The organism is Acidimicrobiia bacterium, from assembly GCA_041393965.1.
Lineage (GTDB): Bacteria > Actinomycetota > Acidimicrobiia > Spongiisociales > UBA5794 > UBA5794.
The window spans coordinates 428,977-446,824 of sequence record JAWKJB010000003.1; the positions used below are offsets into that span (position 1 = coordinate 428,977).

Here is a 17,848-nt window from a genome sequence, read left to right on the forward strand (position 1 = left end):
GTGACGCTCGTCAGAACTCGATGACCTGGCGAAGAGCCGTTCCATCGGCGAGGCGGTCGAGGGCCTCGTTGATGTCGTCGAGCCCGATGTGGTGCGAAACCAGGTTGTGTGTCGGCAGTTCGCCAGCTTCGTACAGGGAGATGAACCTCGGCACATCGCGAGCCGCGATGCACGATCCGAGATAGCTGCCTCGGATGGTGATGCCACCGGCGACAAGCGATGCAAGTGCAAGCTCGTGGAACGACTCCGGCCCCGGCAGACCAAGCGTCGTGACGGTACCTCCTCGCCGGACGAGACCGACGCAGGTCGTGAATCCGTCAACGGTGCCGGAGGCTTCGATGGCATGATCGACGCCCCCGTCGGTCCATTGCGCTACGCGGTCGGTAGCATCGCCGTCTGCGATCAGTGTGTCCGTCGCACCAACCGATCGTGCCAGCGGCAACTTCGCTTCGAGTCGGTCGATGGCGATGATCCGTCCAGCACCCGCCGCCCTCGCACCGAGGATCGCCGACAGGCCGACCGCTCCGAGGCCCACAACGGCGACCGTCTCACCGGACGCGATGCCCGCAGTGTTGAGCGCTGTTCCCGCGCCACACAGCACGGCGCAGCCGAAGACGCACAGTTCCTTTGCCGGAAGGCCCGGCGGCACCTTCACCGCGGATGCTTCGGCGACGATCGTGTACTCGGCGAAGGCCGCCACACCCATGTGATGGAAAAGGTGCTCTCCATCGTGGACGAGTCGGGTCCCTCCGGTGAGCAACTCCCCTTTGCGGTTCGCTGCCATGCCGACATCACACAACCATGCCTTTCCCGCCCGGCAAGCGGCACAGGTACCGCATTGGGGGAGATAGATCAACACGACCTTGTCGCCCGGCTCGAATCGTGCAACACCGGATCCGACGGCTTCAATGCGGCCCGCAGCCTCATGTCCGACAACCATCGGGAGTGGCCAGACGCGGGCACCGGTCACGACCGACAGATCGGATCGGCACAGACTCGCCGCCTCGACCTTGACCAGCAGCTCATCAGGTCCGGGATCGGGGAGTTCGAGCTCCACGACCTCGAGTGGTCGGGATATCCCGTACGGTCGAGACCGTCCGCGCTCACGCAGGACGGCGCCGCGAAACACTGTCATCGGTCGTGCTCATCGTTGCCGAACCACTCCATGGCTTTCCAGTCTGGCACGGTGAGAATGCCCGCAGTGAACCATTGACGACTTCGTCCCTGGGATTTACTGTTCGATGTGGAGGAACCAACTCCCCATCGAACCATCCCCATCATGATGACTCACAATCCTCTGTGTTGGACCGAACGGTTTGGTTCCTTTCGAGGTGGTGGTGGTGTGGCGCAGTGAATCGCCCTGGGATTCTTGGAGGCTCTTGAGTGTGGAAAGATGAGAGTCATGTCAAGGGAAATCACACCAGGAAGGCCGACGACTCGTCGGTATACGAAAGAGGAGAAGGATCAGGCTGTCCGGCTGGTTTTCGAGCTCCGTAAGGAGCTTGGGACGAGCCAGGGCACGGTGGTTCGCGTCGCTGACCAGTTGGGGTATGGCCCCTAGTCTGTGCGTCGTTGGGTAGCTGACGCTGAGATCGAAGCAGGGGATGCCCCGGGCATGTCTGCTTTTGAGCGGGCAAAGATGAAGAAGCTGGAGCAGGAGAACCGTGAGCTGCGCCGTGCGAACGAGATCTTGAAGCGGGCTTCGGCTTTCTTTGCGGCGGAGCTCGACCGCCCACACAGATAATGGTCAAGTTCGTCGACGAGAATCGTGACGAGTTCGGGGTCGAGCCCATCTGCACCACGCTGGAGGTGGCCCCGTCAACGTATTACGACAACAAGAAGCGGCCCCTGTCCGCGAGCGCTGCGGGATGCGGTGATGATGCCGATCCTGTTGGCATTGTGGATCTCGAACCGGAAGGTGTATGGGGCTCACAAACTGTGGAAAGCAGCCCGGCGTGCCGGCCATGACATTGGCCGTGACCAGACGGCTCGTCTGATGAAACAGCTCGAAATCCAAGGTGTGTCACGGCATCGACGGGTTCGTACAACACGACCCGACGAGTCAGCCACACGCCCCCAAGACCTGGTGGATCGTGACTTCACCGCGGCTCGTCCGAACCGTCTGTGGGTAACAGACCTCACCTTTGTGTCGACCTGGTCGGGGGTGGCATATGTGTGTTTCATTGTTGACGCATTCAGCCGACGGATCGTTGGGTGGAGGGTTGCTTCCAACATGCGCACCCAGATGGTCCTCGACGCACTCGAGATGGCACGCTGGTCAAGAGGCACCCGCCTTGAAGGCCTCGTTACGCATTCCGATGCCGGATCTCAATTCACGAGCGTCCGATACGGTGAACGTCTTGCCGAGATCGGAGCGGTGCCTTCGATCGGGTCGGTCGGTGATTCGTTCGATAACGCCCTGGCCGAAACAGTGAACGGTCTCTACAAGACCGAGTTGATCTACGGACCAGACCAAGGACCGTGGAGAACGGTCGAGGAAGTCGAACTCGCCACCTTGGGGTGGGTGCACTGGTACAACACCGAGCGGCTCCACAGCCACTGCAGCGATATCCCACCAGCCGAATACGAGGAGGCCCGCTACGCTGAACTAGCCACAACTGGCAAGTAAGGAAACCAAACAAAACGGTCTCCATCAAACCCAGTGTGATTCACTCCAGCCGATAGCCTGCGCGAATCCCTTCATAGAGCTTGTGCCAGTTTTCTGCGAACCGTTGCGGGAATGTTGGGGGACTCGGGCGAGGGGTTCCGATTCGGTCCGGTGCAGGATCGAGGATCTGAGATACCGTCCCGGCGGGATCAAGCCCGTGGTTGGCGTAACCCGTCAGCTGTCGCTCACCTAGCTTGCAGCATCACCTGGGCGAACTCGGCGGTATTCCTGTCAGGGACGGGCTCCTGAGCTCAGATCGGGGATCGGGACAAGGTGTACTGTTTCGTTGGCGACGTCGAACGCGAGGCTTGCGCAGGGTCGCCCCGCTCCGCCGGGTGCCACCTGGATTTGCCAGTCTTCGAACCCGTGGGTGTCGAGAATCCGGCGCACGTCCTGGCTTGCGTCCTCGATTGGTTGGCATACCTGTTGGTCGAAGTGTTGCACCAGTTCGTTCTGGAGTTCTCTCAGAACATCGCTGTCGGGCACCGACTCCGGGTTCGGTTCGGCGAGTCCAAGCTGCGTACAGAGTGCCTGGCTGTCGCTGGGGAATACAGCGAGGTTGCCCTGGTCCGTGACACATCCAACAAGGGGCGGTACTTCCCCGGACGGTACGATGTCTTCGTTGACGAGTCTCCCGGACTTCCAGGCGGGTTCGCACAACTCGACACCGAGGGTCCCCTCGGTCGTGGCGTCGGCGGCGTCGCTATCGAGGCTGGGGGCTTGGTAGCAGACGACCGCTATCGGATCTGTCACATCGCGTAGGATGAGCCAAGCGGCAGCGATCGAGGCCAAGGCGAGCAGCGCCACGGCAATGGCAACGACCAGTCTCCGTCGCGGAAATCGTGCCAGTGCAACCTCCTGGGTGCGTGGTGTCGCCGTGATCTCATCGAACAGAGCTCGTGCTTGGGGTGAATCGGGAGCGGGCACGGTTGATTCGTCGACGGGATTGCTGGCGCGGAACGCCTCGAACGCATCGTCACGTTTGCGCACGCCACACCTCCAAACAGCCCTCTCGACGACCGCAACTGATAGGTATGTGCGGCATTTCTGGCCGGCGTTGCAATGAACGCCTAGTCATTGACTGACGCGCCGGGTAACTAGTCATGAGCCACCACCCTCGTCGAGGGTATCCCTGAGGCTTCTGGCATAGGCAGTCTGCAGGCGTCGGCGCGCCCGCAACAGCCTGGTTCGAACAAGTACCCGGGAGATGTCGAGGATCTGAGCAATCTCAGCGTGCGAGCATTCCTCCCAACCAACAAGCCGGAGGATCTCCTGGTCGGATCTGGACAGTGTGTCCACAGCGGCGGCCGCCCGTTCCAGCTGATCCCGCGTCACGATCGACGACTCGACCGACTCCACCATCCCGGAATGCTGCGAGGCTGCCCTCTCGACCAATTGTGCCGCCCTTGCCACGCCTCGGCGGTGGCTCAGAACGGTCCGATACGCGACTCCATAGAGCCATGCCAAAGGCTCGTCGGCACCAACCAGATCTTCAAGCCGGCGCCAGGCGACCGAGAACGTAGTGGCCGCTACGTCGTCGGCGTCCTCGATCGAGTGGGTACGGCGCCTCGCGTAGGCAACAATCTTCCGATAGTGCGTCCGGTAGAGCTCCTCGAACCGCTCGACAGCTTCGTCGTCACCAATTGGTCGGCGACCGCTGCTCACAAGCAGGCGCCCAACGAGGCTGGCTCCACGAGTCCGGTCACCCGATGTAGATAGAAGAGACGCGGTTGCTCCACCCTGTAGCCATGACCGGAGCCACGTCCCAAGCTTGCGTCCCCGAAGTGGGATACAAAGACCCGTATCCGTTGTTGTAGTCAGCGAAGACCGACGAGCAAGGCCCGATCTTGAACGAAGAGGTCCGGTTCGAGAAGCCGTAGGCACTGAGGTTGATCCATGCGAGACGATTGCGAAGGTTTAGCACACTCCCTGTGTACACCACGCCGTCGTACAAACGCACGTCCCCCGAGCACTGCGACGCTCTCGCCGACCCTTCACCCAGATCAAGCTCCTTTTCGAGCTCCGCGATCCGTTCGTCCATCTCAGCTTCGGTACGGAAACACTCCGCCACGTTAACGTCGTCCCAGATCAGACAGGCTGTGGCCTCCCCCCAATCCACACCGAGATCGAGGAGCTCACCTTCAAACAGAGCGTCGACGCTCGCTCCGGTCGTATCTGCCTCTGTTGCACCGACCGGAGCGACCACCACCAACGCCGTCACCACACAAACTGCCAACGCCACCACACCCCGAACCCAATTCACTCGTCGGGCCACGAAACCACTCCACACCACGAGACTTCTCCTGACACATCGGCATCTCGGGACTCAAGTCCCACTTCAGACATGTATGTGTCCGAAACCGGCCAAGCGTTGCACGCGTTTCTCTGCCCCTTCCGCTGTGCCGCAACGCGCGACCACAATCCGGCACAAACAGCACCGTGGAGCAACAGAACGAAAGGGCGGACACTGCAGTGGACGATCAGCGGGTCGTCGGGATCGACCACAAGACGCGTGGCATGATCCGTCGCGCCATCATGCTGCTACTCGACGATATGGGATATGGCACCGAAATCCCCCAGGACCCCTTTCAGTGGCTCACCGGGCACCCTGCGAGCCAGCTTCTCGTGGCCATCCCGCAGCGCACCCCCCCTAACATCCGAGCCGCACGCGCTTCAGCACCCCATGCCATCATCGTCGGTGTGTGCGATCAGATCGCAGACACAGCGACCTTCAGGCAGTACCTCGGCGCCGGTGCAAACAGCATCATCCGAGCCGACACTCCATCCGACACCCTCAAACACGCCCTGGCCGTCTCACTAAGAGGACTTGCCGTGCTACCGGGTCCAACCGCCAGGGCCATCCTCCGCCGACTTGAGGAACCCCCGGCATCGCTCAATCTCACCGAAAGAGACACACGCCTGCTCAGCCTCATCGCCCAGGGAGCAACACCAACAGCGGCCGCCGCAGAGATTGGATGCTCCCACCGACACCTCCGCAGAATCACCAGCGCCCTACTCAACACCATCGGGGCCGACAACCGCGCCCACGCCGCCGCCCTCGCCACAAGATGGGGCCTCGCAGCCATGCCCCCGTGAACGCAATCAACCGACGTCCCTGCCAAGGCGATGGCGACGCGCGTTTAGGCATGATGCCCACACCAGGTTCTGGGACGGCTTCGCGAGAAATCGCGCAACGTTGGAGCGGTAACTGACACAAGGTCAATGGAGGCGGCCGTATCGAACAGGACCGAGTGATCGGAAGCACGGAGAGGACATGGCAGTCCTGCGGGTAGCAACTGCTGCCTCACCTTCGCAAGCCGTGCGATCCGCCGCTCTCGTAGTCAAGGGAGGGGATTCGCGTGGAGGCATCGCAAACGTGGACGTGGGGAAGGAGGCCGCATGTTGGGAGCTAATGTTTGCTCGGGTCCTGCTGTCCGCCACACCTGGGTTATCGGCGTAGCACTAGCGCTCGTGGCAGTCGCGTTGGCGACTGTGACTGCGGAACCGGCCAACGCCTACCCGCAAGAGACCAACAACTGCAATGATCGCACCCTGCACTGGGAATTCCAGACCAACTCGCTATGGACGGCGGGTGGGGTGGATCGTCGCACTTGGGTCAGGGCCGCGATCAACACCCTGAACGACGAGAAAAGCTACGACGGATCAACGCTGGTGACCGTGACTGAGGACGGCGGCATCGATGTCCAGATCCGGGACGAGCCAGCCAGCAGCTACGGTTCGTCGGAGTGCTCAGGCGGTGCTTCCTTTTGGGTCAACTCCAACTACTCGTCAAGCAAGTTCTACTACAAGGTAGGGCGGCACGAAATGTTCCACCTCGCCGGCGCCGAGCACGGCGGCGATGAAGACTCGATGAATAGTGACAATCCGCCAACGATGTCGACATGCATCAGCTGGACTACCTTCCGCACCACTAACAGCCTGGATCAGGACTCCGCTGCCTACGAGAACTGGCTACACAACGGTGCTAGCGGCAGGCAACTGCACGCGAACATGGGATTCGAGCGGAACACGACCTACTGGGGCAAGGTCAACGGCACGTGGTCGGTAGTGACTACGGGAGGCGTCAGCGGACCCAAGAACGTAGCCTTCTTTGCGAGCGGCTCGTCGTACGCCAGCTCCTACATCTACCAGACGATTCGTCTGTGGACCGGAGATGACAACGAGAGTTACCGCTCGAGAGCCTACGTACGTGAGCCAATCTCGTCCTACTCGACACTCGCGCAGTCAAAGATCTTCCGACGCAACATGACCGAATCGGGGGACAACGGCTGTTCATACCCCGATGGCCTGCAGAACCCAAACAGTTGGAGCATTGGCGGCTATGTGGAGCTCGCCAAGTCGAGTGTCAAGTCGGTCACCACCACCTGGAGCGACGTAACCAGCAGCTACGTAAACCCGACGAACACAGACGGGTTGCAGCTTCAGATTCGTATCTACGGCAAAGCCACCCCGAGTGGCGGTGGTAGCGGTTCAATTCGCATCGACAACGCACGAGGGGGTGGCACATGATCACGCGACTAAGCCTACGAAGAGGAAGACGTGGAGTAGCGATTGCGGCAATATGCATGGCCTTGATATCCGCAAGCTGTGGCGAGGGACCCCCCGACGCAGGCAGCGGGTCCGCTCTACTTCCTGCAGATGCCACCATTGGGGAACTCGCGGCGACCTTCTCGGTGTGTCCGGAACCACTGGACGCAATCGCTCCTGCTGCCGAGTACCTGGAAGAGGCGATCGGGTGGATGAAGGTCGACAGGGTTGTTCGACACAGCGACGATCCGGACCGCACCCTCCCAGCCACCGTACTAGTACAGGGCGTTGACTCGACGACCGAGGAAGAAGTGTCGATCCATGGATCCTACTGGCCTGGGATCGAGTGGGCATTGGCGAGCGGGGGTCAGGTCTGGTTCGCGATGGGCGATCCCGAGATGCTGGCCTTCGACAATATGGTGCTGTATGTCCTCACGTATACCCCAGATGGCAAGGCGTTCTTCCCCGGCCGCTGCCAGCACGACATCCTCTACAAGCCACTAGTGCAAGCGCTAGGCGAGGAGTTCGACGCCAGGATGAACGCCATACCAGGGAAGACCGGCGATGACCTTGTGATTGCGTTGAGAGGGCAGCTCCCAGTGGAGCCACCGGATGACGTTGTGATCCTCAACCCGGAGACGGCGCCGGAGAAGTTGCTTGAGTCCCTTCAGTTCGCCGTGGTTCATGTGACTCTCAATGCCGCACTGGGACCCGACTACACCATCTGCACGTATGTCGAGGCAGGTTGGAACGACTGCTTTGTCCCGGACTCTGATGCCGTCACGATCGGGTACGCAGTTGATGCGTACCTGGACGACACCGGTGTGCTGGAAGTCTGGCTGTTGGATTCCAACGCCAATCTCCTTGAGCCCATAGAGCTTCTAGGCACGGTCAATGTCCCCGCTTCTCTGGCGGACACAGAGGAGATCGCCATGCGTATTGAGGTGGACACGGCGCAGCTGAGCAAGGGAGAACCAGGCACCGCTGACCTCGTCGAGACCATCCCGCTGGCAGATCTCGACATCGAAGATCCCGACTGGCCTGGACTCGGTGGTCCCGTAACCCCGGGCGTCCCGGGACCATAGGAGCCCATTCGATGACACGGTAACCGTCTGCTCAGCGCTGACCGGGAGCTGATGCGGAACACGCCCTGCTAGCGGAGTCGGATCGGGTGTATCGGTACAAGCCGCACCCGATCCGGCGATTCGGACGCTGACCGCTGCGGCCAATGATCGCGAGCAGCGGATCGGCATGGGAACCAAGCATGCTCAGATCAGCGTCGGATCGGCATGAGCACAGGCCACGAGGAGGCGCACCGATGACCAAAGCGATGGCATACGTTGCGGGCAGCGTGTTGCTGGCGGGTTTCGCGATGTCGCTCGTCGCCGTTATCGCCGTCAGTGAAGGGCCGACTCAGGGCTGCCAGTCGGGCCCGATGAAGTTCGACGCCCTGCTGGCAAGTGAAAGCATCATCGGAGTGACGCGTCACGACGCCTTCGCCGACCGTCCAGGGCTGGCGGTTTGGGCGCCCGGTACAGTCGCCAAAGCAACCGCAGTCTGGGGTGTTCCAGCCGATGAGGAGGAACTGGCGACAAGCGGCGGTCGTTTCAGCTTGGTCGCCGCCGACGAGGAGCGATGCGCAACCCAGCGCCTAGGCACAAGCAGATATGAAATCACCTATCAGTCTGAAGGTGGTCCGCACGTCCTGGCCGCCATCACCTCCACCGGAGAGGAGACGGAGCTGACCCGCCGCTTCGGTCAACCGGCCACAGATCCGGTCCAGTTCACCGACCGCCTGGTCGCCAATGCCGCCCTGTGGGCCGGACCCATAGCAACGATTGGCGCGGTGCTGATCGCTGTTGCAGCCATCCTGGTGTTCGTCGAGAAGCGCAGGGCCTGGTAACGAGCTCAATCTCGACGGGTGTCAGCAATGCCAAGCGGCGACCTTGCCGGCTGTGCCAGATCTCGACGTATTCGGACATGGCGGTGATGGGCTCGACGGAATCGACGACGTTCTTTCCCTGGAGGCAGCAAACCCGTGCCGCGGTGCTTGCGGCGTAGCCTCACCGTCGGGTGTGGAGTGGGCGGGTTTCGCCGTGGGGGATCCGCACGATGATGTCGTTTTGGAAGGGGTCGCGGGTTTGGAGGCGGTGGAGGGTGGTGGCCCAGGTGGTGATGGCGTTGGGGTATTCGCACAGGAACGGGTCTGTGGATGCTTCGCCGATCAGGTAGTTGATCCGGTTGGTGGCTGCTTGTTCGGTCATGTCGCCGAACACGAATAGGACGTGGGGGAAGGTTGGGTAGTGGCGTTGCCAGCCGAGGGCTGGCCGGTGGAGTTCGCCCTCCTGCGGGGGTGGCCGGTAGCCGGCGACCTCGACGTAGGCGCGCAGTTTGGCGACGAGGATGTTGGGAGCTTCGGTTGCGCGGTCGTATTCGATGAATCGCCACAAGGGCACGACGTCGCCGGTGGCGGTGTGGAGGGTGTAGGTGAGTACAGCATCGGCGATCGCCGCGTTGGTTTTGCCGTAGGGGTGGGCGACTTCGGGTTCCCAGCTGATGTCGTCGCCGTAGTGGCGGGCCCACCGGTTGAGGGCGATACCTACTGAATCGCCCTGGGATTCTTGGAGGCTCTTGAGTGTGGAAAGATGAGAGTCATGGCAAGGGAAATCACACCAGGAAGGCCGACGACTCGTCGGTATACGAAAGAGGAGAAGGATCAGGCTGTCCGGCTGGTTTTCGAGCTCCGTAAGGAGCTTGGGACGAGCCAGGGCACGGTGGTTCGGATTGCTGACCAGTTGGGGTATGGCCCCGAGTCTGTGCGTCGTTGGGTAGCTGACGCTGAGATCGAAGCAGGGGATGCCCCGGGCATGACAGCTTTTGAGCGGGCAAAGATGAAGAAGCTGGAGCAGGAGAACCGTGAGCTGCGCCGTGCGAACGAGATCTTGAAGCGGGCTTCGGCTTTCTTTGCGGCGGAGCTCGACCGCCCACACAGATAATGGTCAAGTTCGTCGACGAGAATCGTGACGAGTTCGGGGTCGAGCCCATCTGCACCACGCTGGAGGTGGCCCCCTCAACGTATTACGACAACAAGAAGCGGCCCCTGTCCGCGAGCGCTGCGGGATGCGGTGATGATGCCGATCCTGTTGGCATTGTGGATCTCGAACCGGAAGGTGTATGGGGCTCACAAACTGTGGAAAGCAGCCCGGCGTGCCGGCCATGACATGGCCGTGACCAGACGGCTCGTCTGATGAAACAGCTCGAAATCCAAGGTGTGTCACGGCATCGACGGGTTCGTACAACACGACCCGACGAGTCAGCCACACGCCCCCAAGACCTGGTGGATCGTGACTTCACCGCGGCTCGTCCGAACCGTCTGTGGGTAACAGACCTCACCTTTGTGTCGACCTGGTCGGGGGTGGCATATGTGTGTTTCATTGTTGACGCATTCAGCCGACGGATCGTTGGGTGGAGGGTTGCTTCCAACATGCGCACCCAGATGGTCCTTGACGCACTCGAGATGGCACGCTGGTCAAGAGGCACCCGCCTTGAAGGCCTCGTTACGCATTCCGATGCCGGATCTCAATTCACGAGCGTCCGATACGGTGAACGTCTTGCCGAGATCGGAGCGGTGCCTTCGATCGGGTCGGTCGGTGATTCGTTCGATAACGCCCTGGCCGAAACAGTGAACGGTCTCTACAAGACCGAGTTGATCTACGGACCAGACCAAGGACCGTGGAGAACGGTCGAGGAAGTCGAACTCGCCACCTTGGGGTGGGTGCACTGGTACAACACCGAGCGGCTCCACAGCCACTGCAGCGATATCCCACCAGCCGAATACGAGGAGGCCCGCTACGCTGAACTAGCCACAACTGGCAAGTAAGGAAACCAAACAAAACGGTCTCCATCAAACCCAGTGTGATTCACTGAGTAGGTTGGCGACTGCGCGGCCAGTTGGCAAGCCGCAGTGCACAATCGCCTGACCCGCGGGACACGGAACGCTGATGGCGAGCCCGCGGGCTGGATCGGCGCTTAGGATCCCCATCATGGATACCGCCGTGGCCCTCGTGCAAACCTACCTGTACATGAACGGGTTCTTCACGGTCACCGAGTATCCCGTTCTCGAGCAGATGGACACCGCTCATCCGAGGACGCTGACCGATGTGGATGTCCTCGCCGTGCGGTTTCCCGGGGCGGGTTCGATCAGTGTCGACGGATCGGCCGGTGGGATCGAGGTGCCTCCCGATCCGGTTCTCGACCCTTCCGACCGGATGATCGATGTGATCATCGGGGAGGTGAAGGAAGGGGCGGCAGACCTCAACCGAGCGGCTCGCGATCCGCTCGTGCTCCGGGCTGCGATCGGGCGGGTGGGGAAGGTCGAACCGGGGCTCGCGGACCTCCTCGTCGGGGACATCGCTCGGACCGGCACAGCGATCCATCCGGCAGGTATCCGGATGCGGCTCATGGTCTTTGGTTCGAAGGCGCCGATGGACCCGCACCCGAGATACACCTGGTGCAGCCACGGGCACATCATCCGGTGGATGACCGACCAGCTCAGAAACAACTGGGATGTCGTCAAGTCGGTCCAGTCGAAGAACCAAGCCCTCGCGTTCCTGCTGCTGCACGAGAAGGCACTTCGCAGCGAGGGATGACGCATGTTCGATGTTGTGCTGTGGCAGCCCGAGATACCCCCGAACACGGGCAACCTGATGCGGCTCACCGTCAACACACATTGCCGCCTTCACCTGATCGAGCCGCTCGGATTCGAACTCGATGACACCCGGATGCGCCGTGCCGGCCTCGACTACCGCGAGGCGGCGTCCGTGACGCTGCATGCATCCTTCGAGGCATACCTCGAGACCGGTCCCGGGCGCGTGTTCGCCTTCACCCAGCACGCGACGAGGCTGTACGCCGATGTGTCGTACCGGCAAGGGGATGCGCTCCTCTTCGGGCGCGAGTCAGACGGCCTTCCCGCCGAGGTCCTGGATCATCCCGCCGTCTCGGAGCGTGTTCGCATCCCGATCGCCGAAGGTGGGCGGTCACTCAACCTCGCGAATGCCGCCGCGATCGGTGTCTACGAGGCCTGGCGGCAGAACGGGTACCGGTAGCGAGGCGAACTGGTCGGAGCGTCAATCGACGGCGGACCCGCGCCGCCGTCGAGGCTTTGTTGCAACAAGCATGCCGAGGCCGAGCAGGATGCTCGCGATGGCGATCGCTGCGACATCGGCGGTCTCGAAGCCGGTCATCGGCAGGGAATCAACCGTGACGCTCGCCGTGGCCACATTGTCAGACGGATCGGTCTCGTTGGCAGCATCTGCCGATACCACCGAGGCCGTGTTCGGCACCGATTCGCCGATCGACGCATCGACCTTCGTCACGATGGTGATGACACTCGAAGCGCCCGCGGCCAATGGGTCAGCGGTCGTGCAGGTGACGGTGCCGTGCGTGTGTCCACACGACCAGCCTTCACCGCTGCCGCTGACGAAGCTGAGCCGGTCATCGAGCGCATCCGTGACGGTGACCGGTCCCAGGACCGCTGACGGGCCGGTGTTGCCGATGAGCAAGGTCCAGCTCACATCGTCGCCTGAGGCAACCGACGCAACGGCCGACTTGTCGATCGTGAGGTTGAACCCGACATTGAAGGCGACATCGGTGGTGTCGGTCGCCTCGAGGGGTGCCTGGATGCCCGCAGCGAGCACGGTTGCAAGGTTCGTGTAGGCACGAGGTGCACCGTCGGGATCCACCGTGATGTCGAGATGAATGCTCGCCGTCGTTCCCGGCGCAAGGCTGTTGGTTCCGTCGAGGAGGTCGATGTCGGTGGCGCCGTCGTAGTCCGGGTTGACGGTCAAGGTCGGTGAGTTCACGCCATCGACGGTGAACTGGCCGGAGCCGAAGACGGCTTCGAGGTCGTCGGTGACCCGAAGGCCGTGCACCGTCACATTGCCGGAGTTCGCAACGGTGAGTTCGTAGGTCGTGTCGAAGGTCCCGTCACCGACCGGGATGCTCATGCCGGTCTTCGTGAGTGAGATCGCTTCGTGTTGGATCCCTTGAACGACGATGCTGTCGGACTCGTCGGATGCCTCGATCCCGTTGAGCTTGCCTTCGGCCGTCGCCGAGGCCGTGTTCGTGACCGAACCGTGGTCGAGGTCGGCCTGGGTCACCGTGTGCGTCGCCGTACATGGCAGTGACGCCCCTGGGAGAAGGGCCGCTGGCTGGGCAGGGCTGCACTCGACGACCCCACCATCGGCGGTGGGGTCAGCGACGGCCACATCGACGAGGGTGGTGTTTCCGGTGTTGACGACCACGATCCCGTAGCCGAGCGTGTCCCCAACCGTGTCATAGTCGGAGGACAGGGCTGCTTTGGTGATGTCGAGGGTGGTGATCTGGTCGAGTGTGACCGTGGTGCCATCGTCTGCTCTGACCGGCTCACCGGCTGGCGGGTTGGCCGATGCGGTGGCCGTGTTGAGAACATCCCCGCGGTCGATGTCGTCCTGTGTCAATGGGTAGGTCCCGGTGCAGGTATGGCTGTCACCGGGGGCGAGGGGCGTGCCGGGACAAGTGACGGTTGCGATCAGCGGATCGGTGACGGCAACGGAGGTCACCGTGACATTCCCGTCGTTGGTCACGACGAAGGTGTAGTCGATCGCATCGCCAGCATCGGTTCGGTCCGATGGTGCGACGATCGTCTCGTCGACCGTTCCCTGCTTGACGAGCGAGATCTCGGGAACCGCCACGACAGGGACCTGGGTGACATCGGTGTCGTCGACGGAGACACCGGCAGCGTCGGTTCCGGAGGCGATCGCGTTGCTCTCGACGACACCCGAGTCGATCTCGCCCTGGGTCACGGCATGTGACGAGGCGCACAGTGAAGATGCACCGGGGGTCAGGGTCGTGGCATCACAGGTGACCGGGTCGCCGAGCGTCTCGGCGACCCCCACTCCCGTGAGTGTGGCGGTCCCGGTGTTGGTGACGAGATACGAGAAGTGGAACAGGTCACCGGCCGTGACGGTGCCGGAGGAGTCCGTATCGGTCGATCCCGTGTAGTCGGAGTCCACGGAGATGCCGCAGGTGAGGGCAAAGGCAACATCGTCGACGAGGTTACCGATGCTGCCGACATCGACGGGGTCGAGTACGAATCGTGTCGTGGTCTGTCCGTCCGGCACGATGTAGGTGCCGCCGTATCGGGCCCATCCTGCGGTCCCGGTCGTGAAGTCGCCCTCGTCGGTCTGCGTGGCGGTGGAGCCGAGTCGGACGATGACCCGGTCGTCGTTCTGGCGGCCCCGGTGGTCGAAGCTCCATTCGATCTGGTCGCCGCCGAGGGTCGGGATGTCCTGCCAATCGGGGGCGTTGTTGTTGCCTTGCAACTCGGCGTGTTGGGCGCCGTCGGGTGACACGGCACCGAGGAATCCCGATTGCCAGATCTCGATGCCCGTATCCGTCGTAGCCCATCCCGGGATCGGGATGATCGTCCAGTTGATGTTGATGACCGGTTCCTCAAAGGACAGGTTGGTGCCGCGGCTGCAATCCACCGGAGCGGCAATCGCAGGGGATGCCGCCGTCGACAGGACGAACAGGGTGCAAAACAGTGCGGCAGCGATGAGCATCCGGGGGATGCGTCGAGGTGTTGTTGCCATGATCGTGATCCTTCGCTTCGAGGTTTCACGATCTGCATCGACCCCTGACTAGACACGCTTGAAGTCATCTCGCAATGCACTAGGTAACTAGTCACCGATCACGAGTGGGGAGCCCGCCAAACGGGGATCTTCCGTCTTCGTGTAGCGTGGCTGCATGGTCCACACGACACCGATTCGGGTGAGGTTCTACGAACTCGACCCGTATCGCCATTTGAACCACTCGGTCTACATCCAGTATTTCGAGGTCGGCCGCATCGACCTGTTCCGTGCCGTCGGGTGGACGCTGACCGGTCTCGCCGACCGAGGCGTTCGCATCGTGGTGTCAAGCATCGAGACCCGGTTCCTCGGGTCGGGGGTCGAAGGTGACGACCTTGTTGTCGAAACATGGGTCGAGGAGATCCGCAAGGCAAGCACCCGGTTCGGTCAGCGCATCGTGCGCGGCGATGAGGTCCTCGCGACGCAGGTTGTGCACGGTGCGTGCATCAACGATCGGGGCCGCCCGATGCGAATGCCCGGCGACATGGTCGATGCGCTCACCGGTTTCCTCGTCGAACCTGCATGAAGTCGGTCTCGGACCTCGAAGCCGCGCTGTACGACACCTGGACACCGGACGAGTCGGCCACGATCGCGGGATGGACCGTGCACGCAAACGGTGGCTTCACCCGCCGAGTCAACTGCGCGACAGGCGTAGGTGCACCTGACACCGACCCCGGGGCGCGTGAGGAGATCACGGCATGGCTGACGGCTCGTGGCGGGCAGCCCATCGTGCGGGTGACGCCACTGCTCGCAGCATCCGCGGTAGCGGCGATCCACATCGAGTGGGGTTACGCGGCGTTCGACGAAACCGTCGTACTTGCCGCTCCGGTCCAGGCTGCTGCAAGAGATCCGGCGGTCGAGATTGTCGGTGTCGATGACGAAGCCTTCTTCGACAACATCAACGCGCTGAACAACCGCCACGAGTCGTCGAAGCAGGCATGGCGAAGACTGCTCGGCCGCATCAAGGACCGAGCCGCCGGGTTGCTGGTGCATGATGTCGGGGTCGCGCTCGTGGCCTCGAGCGGTCCCATCGCCGAGGTGTACACGGTTGCGGTCGCCCCGGCCCATCGACGACAAGGGATTGCCCGGTCGCTGATGGCAACCGCACACGCGTGGGCTCGCACGCGTGCCTGTGAGATCGTCAGTCTCCAGGTCGGTGGAACCAATGCCCCTGCCCTGGCGCTGTACGACGAGCTCGGATACTCGGAGGCGTACCGGTATCACTACCTCCAGCCGCTCGGGCATAGCTCCGATGGGCGGATCGACGGTTGCTAGGCGGGATGACCTCAAGCCGGGGAACCTCCTTCAACGACTTCCGCGAGGGGTCGGCCGGAGAGAATTGTTCGCATGTCTATTCCCCGCAGGCGGCAAGAATGTGATCAACCGACGCGGTGTTCGCCGCATCCCAACACAAGAAACGATGTGACGCCATGGCAGCAGAGCTTGAGCCCTTCATCGCCCTCGACGAGGCTATTGCGCGGGTCGGCGGATCGATGCGGGTACTCAAGCATCTCGCATGGCCGGAAGGCCAGAAGCGGCGCTTCCTGACCTCATGGCGATCGGGCCGGCCTGTGCTTCCGGATGTCGCTTTCGAACCCGTCGCCTACGACGGGCCGATCCGTGAACTCGAGACCCTGATGGAGTCGTGTGATCGTGGACATCCGATCGGAAACCATCTCTGGAAGACGGCGTGGAGCTATGCGACGGTCGGTCGGATGCTCGGAGCGATTGGGACACCGATGTTCACCGACTATTCGGCCGCCCTGTATGGCCGCCCCGACATCGTCTACGAGCGGCAGGGTCTTTCCGCCATCCACGCAGCCGATTCGATCATGGCAGTGACATCGGACCTTGTGACCGGTGATGTCGTGGCAAAGGCAGACACGACCATTACCGCGGAGGCGTTCGCTGCCCGTCTCCGCGCCGCCCTCAACGACTTCTTCACGGATGACCCGGTCGAGGTCGTGGTGTCGTCCGGTATGTCTGCGAAGGCTGCCGCCGCGAGCAAACGGGTCAGGCTCCGCGAGGGGGCGATGTTCTCCGAACTTGATTTCGCCCAGTTGCTGAACCACGAGGCACTCACGCACACCCTCACATCGATCAATGGGAAACGCCAGCCGCTCCGTGCCCTCGGTCTCGGGTCCCCGCGCACGACGCGAACCCAGGAGGGCCTTGCGGTCTTCTCGGAACTCGTGACCTTCGCGATCGACATTGGACGGCTACGGCGCGTCGCACTCCGTTCCCAGGCGGTCCACCTCGCCCTTTCGGGAGCGGACTTCATCGAGGTCTTCGAGCATTTCCTCGCCGCCGGGCAGACCGAATCCGAGAGTTACCACTCGGCGCAACGGATCTTCCGCGGCGGTGACGTGCGCGGCTCGGTGGCGTTCACCAAGGATGGTGCGTATCTCGAGGGGCTCGTCCTTGTCCAGACATTCCTGCGGAAGGCAATCGCGGTCGGACGGGAGGAGTTAATTCCGCTGATCTTCGCAGGTCGGCTCACCCTCGGTGACACAATCGAGCTTGAGGAGTTCTTCACGAACGGTGTGCTCGCACCGGCTCGCTACATCCCGCCGTGGGCGCAGGGTCTGCGCCAGCTCGCCGCCAATCTCGCCTACTCGCTGTTCATGGGGCGGATCCAAATGGACCTCGTGGATCTCGGGCGATTCATCGATCTCGACGAGCCTGACTCGGCCCAGTCATCGAGTGTGTATGCATGAGACCATGATGCACCGCATCCGCCCGTCCGTTCGGCGCATCCAAGGGCTTCGAACCGGACGGTGTGAGCGGTGCACGAAGCAGCGACCTTGAGGACGGTCACCGTACAATCTTGGCACGGGCCCGTAGCTCAGTTTGGTCAGAGCAGGCGACTCATAATCGCTTGGTCGTAGGTTCAAGTCCTACCGGGCCCACGTGCGCGATCGTGTGTTCGAGACCCACCGATGGGCACGGTTGTCGCAAGAGCTTC

Annotated in this window: 15 protein-coding genes, 1 tRNA gene, 2 pseudogenes and 2 other annotated features; of the genes and pseudogenes, 12 read left to right on the plus strand and 6 right to left on the minus strand. The window is 62.3% G+C overall.

The window, feature by feature from the left end; translation table 11 throughout:
* Positions 1 to 10 precede the first annotated feature (10 nt).
* A complete protein-coding gene (locus R2823_10785; GenBank protein MEZ5176667.1) occupies positions 11 to 1,135 on the minus strand; it encodes an alcohol dehydrogenase catalytic domain-containing protein in 1,125 nt (374 codons plus the stop codon).
* A gap of 267 nt (positions 1,136 to 1,402) precedes the next feature.
* On the opposite strand from R2823_10785, the pseudogene R2823_10790 reads away from it, so the two are divergent.
* Positions 1,403 to 2,629: pseudogene (locus tag R2823_10790) on the plus strand (IS3 family transposase).
* Positions 1,705 to 1,818: a sequence feature (AL1L pseudoknot), on the plus strand. Its footprint overlaps the pseudogene before it by 114 nt.
* Positions 2,630 to 2,899: 270 nt before the next feature.
* Here R2823_10790 and R2823_10795 read toward each other — a convergent pair.
* The 3 genes from R2823_10795 to R2823_10805 all read right to left on the minus strand — a co-directional run bounded on the left by R2823_10795 (position 2,900) and on the right by R2823_10805 (position 4,892).
* Positions 2,900 to 3,658 carry a hypothetical protein gene (locus R2823_10795; protein ID MEZ5176668.1) on the minus strand — a complete coding sequence of 253 codons (759 nt, stop codon included), beginning with the start codon at positions 3,656 to 3,658 and terminating at the stop codon, positions 2,900 to 2,902.
* Between the two features lie 111 nt (positions 3,659 to 3,769).
* Positions 3,770 to 4,333 carry a sigma-70 family RNA polymerase sigma factor gene (locus R2823_10800; protein ID MEZ5176669.1) on the minus strand — a complete coding sequence of 188 codons (564 nt, stop codon included), beginning with the start codon at positions 4,331 to 4,333 and terminating at the stop codon, positions 3,770 to 3,772.
* Positions 4,334 to 4,370: 37 nt separating this feature from the next.
* On the minus strand, positions 4,371 to 4,892 hold the full coding sequence (locus tag R2823_10805) for a hypothetical protein (protein MEZ5176670.1): 522 nt from the start codon (positions 4,890 to 4,892) through the stop codon (positions 4,371 to 4,373).
* A gap of 248 nt (positions 4,893 to 5,140) precedes the next feature.
* On the opposite strand from R2823_10805, the gene R2823_10810 reads away from it, so the two are divergent.
* From R2823_10810 to R2823_10825, 4 genes are all read left to right on the plus strand, one after another.
* The gene (locus R2823_10810; protein ID MEZ5176671.1) at positions 5,141 to 5,764 is read left to right on the plus strand and encodes a hypothetical protein; all 624 of its coding nucleotides are present in this window, start codon (positions 5,141 to 5,143) and stop codon (positions 5,762 to 5,764) included.
* Between the two features lie 375 nt (positions 5,765 to 6,139).
* Positions 6,140 to 7,198, plus strand: a complete 1,059-nt coding sequence (locus tag R2823_10815; protein ID MEZ5176672.1) for a hypothetical protein — start codon at positions 6,140 to 6,142, stop codon at positions 7,196 to 7,198.
* A gap of 56 nt (positions 7,199 to 7,254) precedes the next feature.
* The gene (locus R2823_10820) at positions 7,255 to 8,301 is read left to right on the plus strand and encodes a hypothetical protein (protein ID MEZ5176673.1); all 1,047 of its coding nucleotides are present in this window, start codon (positions 7,255 to 7,257) and stop codon (positions 8,299 to 8,301) included.
* A 233-nt stretch (positions 8,302 to 8,534) separates the two neighbouring features.
* Positions 8,535 to 9,119, plus strand: a complete 585-nt coding sequence (locus R2823_10825) for a hypothetical protein (GenBank protein MEZ5176674.1) — start codon at positions 8,535 to 8,537, stop codon at positions 9,117 to 9,119.
* A gap of 160 nt (positions 9,120 to 9,279) precedes the next feature.
* On the opposite strand, the gene R2823_10830 is transcribed toward R2823_10825, so the two are convergent.
* A complete protein-coding gene (locus tag R2823_10830) occupies positions 9,280 to 9,984 on the minus strand; it encodes a replication-relaxation family protein (GenBank protein MEZ5176675.1) in 705 nt (234 codons plus the stop codon).
* Here R2823_10830 and R2823_10835 point away from each other — a divergent pair.
* From R2823_10835 to R2823_10845, 3 genes and pseudogenes are all read left to right on the plus strand, one after another.
* Positions 9,871 to 11,096, plus strand: a pseudogene (locus R2823_10835) (IS3 family transposase). The gene R2823_10830 and the pseudogene R2823_10835 overlap by 114 nt on opposite strands.
* Positions 10,173 to 10,286 (plus strand) — a sequence feature (AL1L pseudoknot). Its footprint overlaps the pseudogene before it by 114 nt.
* Positions 11,097 to 11,259: 163 nt before the next feature.
* The gene (locus tag R2823_10840; GenBank protein ID MEZ5176676.1) at positions 11,260 to 11,865 is read left to right on the plus strand and encodes a hypothetical protein; all 606 of its coding nucleotides are present in this window, start codon (positions 11,260 to 11,262) and stop codon (positions 11,863 to 11,865) included.
* Between the two features lie 3 nt (positions 11,866 to 11,868).
* Positions 11,869 to 12,321, plus strand: a complete 453-nt coding sequence (locus tag R2823_10845) for a tRNA (cytidine(34)-2'-O)-methyltransferase (GenBank protein ID MEZ5176677.1) — start codon at positions 11,869 to 11,871, stop codon at positions 12,319 to 12,321.
* A gap of 21 nt (positions 12,322 to 12,342) precedes the next feature.
* Here R2823_10845 and R2823_10850 read toward each other — a convergent pair whose 3' ends face one another.
* Positions 12,343 to 14,847 carry a hypothetical protein gene (locus R2823_10850; GenBank protein MEZ5176678.1) on the minus strand — a complete coding sequence of 835 codons (2,505 nt, stop codon included), beginning with the start codon at positions 14,845 to 14,847 and terminating at the stop codon, positions 12,343 to 12,345.
* Between the two features lie 154 nt (positions 14,848 to 15,001).
* Here R2823_10850 and R2823_10855 point away from each other — a divergent pair, with 154 nt between their 5' ends.
* The 4 genes from R2823_10855 (at position 15,002) to R2823_10870 (ending at position 17,792) form a co-directional block, all read left to right on the plus strand.
* Positions 15,002 to 15,409 (plus strand): thioesterase family protein, encoded by a 408-nt coding sequence (locus tag R2823_10855; protein MEZ5176679.1) that lies wholly within the window; start codon positions 15,002 to 15,004, stop codon positions 15,407 to 15,409.
* Entirely contained in the window at positions 15,406 to 16,158 is a 753-nt protein-coding gene (locus R2823_10860) for a GNAT family N-acetyltransferase (protein ID MEZ5176680.1), read from the plus strand. Before R2823_10855 ends, R2823_10860 begins: the two co-directional genes overlap by 4 nt.
* Before the next feature lie 218 nt (positions 16,159 to 16,376).
* Positions 16,377 to 17,600, plus strand: a complete 1,224-nt coding sequence (locus R2823_10865) for a DUF1704 domain-containing protein (GenBank protein ID MEZ5176681.1) — start codon at positions 16,377 to 16,379, stop codon at positions 17,598 to 17,600.
* A 117-nt stretch (positions 17,601 to 17,717) separates the two neighbouring features.
* A tRNA-Ile gene (locus R2823_10870) sits at positions 17,718 to 17,792 on the plus strand.
* The last annotated feature ends 56 nt before the right edge of the window (positions 17,793 to 17,848 follow it).